At 61.5% G+C, this 4,195-nt stretch carries 5 protein-coding genes; all 5 read left to right on the forward strand.

Annotated features, from left to right (window positions below; all coding sequences use genetic code 11):
- The coding region (locus Q0C28_RS03955) for a replication-associated recombination protein A (protein ID WP_293573355.1) at positions 1–1,006 on the forward strand (1,006 nt) is incomplete at its 5' end.
- Positions 1,007–1,142: 136 nt separating this feature from the next.
- Positions 1,143–1,523, forward strand: coding sequence for a fluoride efflux transporter CrcB (crcB, locus tag Q0C28_RS03960; RefSeq protein WP_293573356.1), 381 nt, complete (start codon positions 1,143–1,145; stop codon positions 1,521–1,523).
- A complete protein-coding gene (locus Q0C28_RS03965) occupies positions 1,520–2,566 on the forward strand; it encodes an RluA family pseudouridine synthase (protein WP_293573357.1) in 1,047 nt (348 codons plus the stop codon). Before crcB ends, Q0C28_RS03965 begins: the two co-directional genes overlap by 4 nt.
- An 11-nt stretch (positions 2,567–2,577) precedes the next feature.
- The gene (locus Q0C28_RS03970; RefSeq protein WP_293573358.1) at positions 2,578–3,249 is read left to right on the forward strand and encodes an HAD-IA family hydrolase; all 672 of its coding nucleotides are present in this window, start codon (positions 2,578–2,580) and stop codon (positions 3,247–3,249) included.
- Positions 3,250–3,253: 4 nt separating this feature from the next.
- Entirely contained in the window at positions 3,254–3,961 is a 708-nt protein-coding gene (locus Q0C28_RS03975; protein ID WP_293573359.1) for an ATP12 family chaperone protein, read from the forward strand.
- The last annotated feature ends 234 nt before the right edge of the window (positions 3,962–4,195 follow it).

A 4,195-nucleotide genomic window follows, 5' to 3' on the forward strand; every position in this document is an offset into this window, starting at 1 on the left:
CAAGATCCGTCGCGACAACGGGCAGGGCACCCTGTTGTTTGTCGATGAAATCCACCGCTTCAACAAAGCCCAGCAAGACGGGTTTCTGCCCCATATGGAGGATGGCACCATCCTGCTGGTGGGCGCGACCACGGAAAACCCGTCGTTTGAGCTGAACTCCGCGGTGTTGTCACGCTCGCAGGTGCTGGTGCTGGAGCGGCTGTCGCTGGTCGATCTGGAGCATCTGACCCAAAGGGCCGAAGCCGAACTGGGCCGCGCCCTGCCGCTGCAGTCTGAGGCCCGCGATGCACTGCAGACCATGGCCGATGGGGACGGGCGGATGCTGCTCAATCTGATTGAACAGGTGGCAGCCTGGCAGGTGGAGGCACCATTGGATGCCGCCGCACTGGCCACGCGGCTGATGCGGCGGGCGGCGAAATACGACAAATCCGGCGATGAACATTACAATCTGATTTCCGCGCTGCACAAATCCGTGCGCGGTTCCGATCCCGATGCGGCGCTCTATTGGTTTGCGCGGATGCTGGAGGGTGGCGAAGACCCCCGGTATCTGGCGCGCCGGCTGACCCGTATGGCGGTGGAGGACATCGCCCTGGCAGATCCGCAGGCGCAGACAGTTTGTGTGCAGGCTTGGGAGACCTATGAACGGCTGGGCAGCCCCGAGGGTGAACTGGCGCTGGCCCAGGCGGTGATCTATCTGGCGCTGGCCCCGAAAACCAACGCGGGCTACATGGCCTATAAAGCCGCGCGGCGGTTGGCAAAACAAACTGGCAGCGCCCCGCCGCCCAAGCATATTCTGAATGCGCCAACCAAATTGATGGCCGAGCAGGGCTATGGCGATGGCTATGATTATGATCACAACGCCGAAGACGGGTTTTCCGGCCAGAATTACTTCCCCGATGGGGTGCCGCGTCCGGTGCTGTATCAGCCTGTGGAACGCGGCTTCGAACGCGAGTTGAAGCGGCGCAGCGAGTATTTTGCCAATCTGCGCGCCAAGCGGAACAGCTGATCCGGCTTGGCTGCGCCAAACCGGGGCCTCCGGCGGGAGTATTTGGGGAAAGATGACAGGCCCATCGCGGCCCGCAAAGGCGCGCGCTGCTTCGGGGCAACTTGACATCCCGGCGTCAGCGGGCGACAGACCGTTGATGGGTTTTGCGGTTCTATATGTGGCGCTGGGTGGTGCCATGGGCGCGGTCTGTCGCTATGTGACCGGACTGGGGATCCTCCGGCTGGTCGGTCCGACAGAGTTCCCGCTGGCGATCCTGGCGGTGAATGTGATCGGGTCCTTCCTGATGGGCGTCTTCGTGGTCACGGCGGCCCATAAGGGGCTGACCGCCCTGAGCCCGTTTGTGATGACCGGCCTGTTGGGTGGGTTCACCACCTTTTCGGCCTTCTCGCTTGAGACGGCCACTTTGATTGAGCGCGGTGCCTTTGGGCAGGCCGCGCTTTATATGCTGTTGTCCGTGGGCCTGTCGGTCGGCGGTTTGTTTTTGGGCCTGATGGCGGCCAGAGGAGTGTTCGCATGAGCGGCGTACAGATGATCACCGTCACCGAGGATGACGCAGGCCAGCGCATTGACCGCTGGTTGCGCGGTCTGTTTCCGCATGTGAACCAGGGCCGGATCGAGAAGATGTGCCGCAAGGGCGAGCTGCGTCTGGATGGCGGCCGGGTCAAGGCCAGCTCGCGGGTTGAGGCAGGCCAGACCGTGCGGGTGCCACCGCTGCCGCCGTCGGATTTGAAACCGGTGGAGACGCCCAATCGCCGCATTTCAGATGCGGATGCGAAGATGATCCGCGGGGCAGTGATCTACAAGGATGACGCCGTGATTGTGCTGAACAAGCCTGCGGGGCTTGCGGTGCAGGGCGGCAGTGGCACCACCAAACATGTGGATGGTCTCTCCGAGGCGCTGAAGTTTGATTATGATGACAAGCCGCGTCTGGTGCACCGGCTGGACAAGGACACGTCAGGCGTGCTGGTTCTGGCCCGCACCCGTCAGGCGGCGCAGGCGCTGACGGCAGCCTTTCGTCATCATGCCACGCGCAAGATCTATTGGGCTTTGGTCGCGGGCGTGCCGACGCCCTATCTGGGCGAAATCAAATGCGGTTTGGTGAAGGCGCCGGGCCACGGCAAATCCGGGGAGGGCGAGAAGATGATCGCCATCCATTCCAACGAGGTGGACAGCACTCCGGGGGCCAAACGCTCGCACACGCAATATGCCACGCTGTACCGGGTGGCGAGCCGCGCTGCCTGGGTCGCGATGGAGCCGATTACCGGCCGCACCCATCAGCTGCGCGCCCATATGGCGGAAATCGGCCATCCCATTGCCGGGGACGGAAAATACGGGGGCTCGGGCCAGGAGAACCTCGGTGATGGTTGGGGCGCGTCGATTGGCGGTGTGATCTCCAAAAAGCTGCATCTGCACTGCCGTCGCATGGCGTTTGAACATCCCAACACCAAAAAGCCGCTGTCGATCACCGCGCCATTGCCGGAGCATATGAAAGACAGCTGGGACACCTTTGGCTGGAGCGAAGATCTGGCTGAGGACGACCCTTTCGAGAGCCTGCGATAAGGCGCTGGCCCATGAGCAACGATTTGCGCCTGATCCTGTTTGATGTGGATGGCACATTGGCCGACAGTCAGGGGGCGATCACCTCTGCTATGGCGGCGGCCTTTGCCGGGGCCGGGCTGGCGGTGCCGACGCGCGATCAGATCCTGTCCATCGTGGGGCTGTCCCTGCCGCTGGCCATTGCAGAATTGGCACCGGGCCAGCCCGCGGACACACGCGCCGCCGTGGTTGAGGGCTACAAGGCTGCCTATAAAACCGCGCGCTTGGCGGCGGGGGCAGGGCATTCGCCGTTGTATCCCGGTGCGGCAGAGACCCTGGCTGCTTTGAACGCGGTGCCGGAGCTATTGTTAGGCGTGGCCACAGGCAAATCGCAGCGTGGGCTTGATGCGTTGATCGAGGCGCATGCGCTGCGCTGTTTCGTGACGCGCCAATGCGCCGATCACCACCCGTCCAAACCGCATCCATCCATGGTGCTGCGGGCGATGGCGGAAACCGGCGTGCGCGCCGAGAACACGGTGATGATTGGCGACACCAGTTTTGACATCGACATGGGCCGCGCCGCTGGTGTGCAGACCATTGCGGTGGATTGGGGATTTCACCCAGCCGAGCGGCTGGGCGCGGATCACATCGTGACGGATTTCGCAGAGCTGCGGGATCTGCTGTTAAACGGGCTTTGGAAAGGCTGAACGAATGAGCGAATGGGCGCAGAAACGGTTCTGGAAACAGGTCGATGTTGCGGCGACGGAGGGTGGGTTTGTCATCACACTGGATGGGCGGCAGGTGAAGACACCAGCGAAAGCTCTGCTGTGTGTGCCGACTCGTGCGATGGCCGATGCTGTGGCTGCGGAATGGGACGCACAGGGCGAATCAGTTGATCCCCTGTCGATGCCAACCACCCGTTCGGCCAATGCAGCGATCGATAAGGTGTCGCATCAGCATGGCGAAGTGTCGGATATGCTGGCGGAGTATGGCGATAGCGATTTGTTGTGCTACCGCGCCGAGACCCCAGCGGAACTCGTGGCCCGTCAGGCGCAATTGTGGGATCCGGCGCTGGCCTGGGCAGAGGAGAGCCTGGGCGTGCGTTTGGCGCCGCGCAGCGGGTTGCTGCATGTCGCTCAGGATCCGGATGATGTCGCAAAGTTGCGCGGCTTAGTGCATGAAATGACTGCATTTCAGCTCGCAGCCTTCCATGATCTGGTGGGCATGTCAGGCTCATTAATCCTTGGATTTGCGGCCGCTAGAGGGTGGCGACCTGCTGATGAGATCTGGGCGCTGTCGCGGCTGGATGAGCAGTGGCAGGAGGAGCAATGGGGCCGGGATGACGAGGCCCATGCCACCGCGGAATTGAAACGCGAAGCCTTTATGCACGCGAAGAGATTCTACGATTTTTCCAAGTGAAGCAATAAATTACCAAAAAAGGGCGTGGACCGCAAAAATCATGCGCAGCTGCAAAAATGTTCCCGATCTGCCCATCGAAATTGCTGATCATACACTGTCGCTAACAAGCGATATGTCCGGTGTAGGTAACATGCGATCTGTCCGGTTTTATCATGTCTCCGAAAGGAGGCGTTATGAAGCGGACAGAAGTGTTACAGGAAGTTCGACTTATGAAGTTCGAAGACGTGTATTCGC

Source organism: Phaeobacter sp., assembly GCF_022825805.1.
Classification (GTDB): Bacteria; Pseudomonadota; Alphaproteobacteria; order Rhodobacterales; family Rhodobacteraceae; genus Phaeobacter.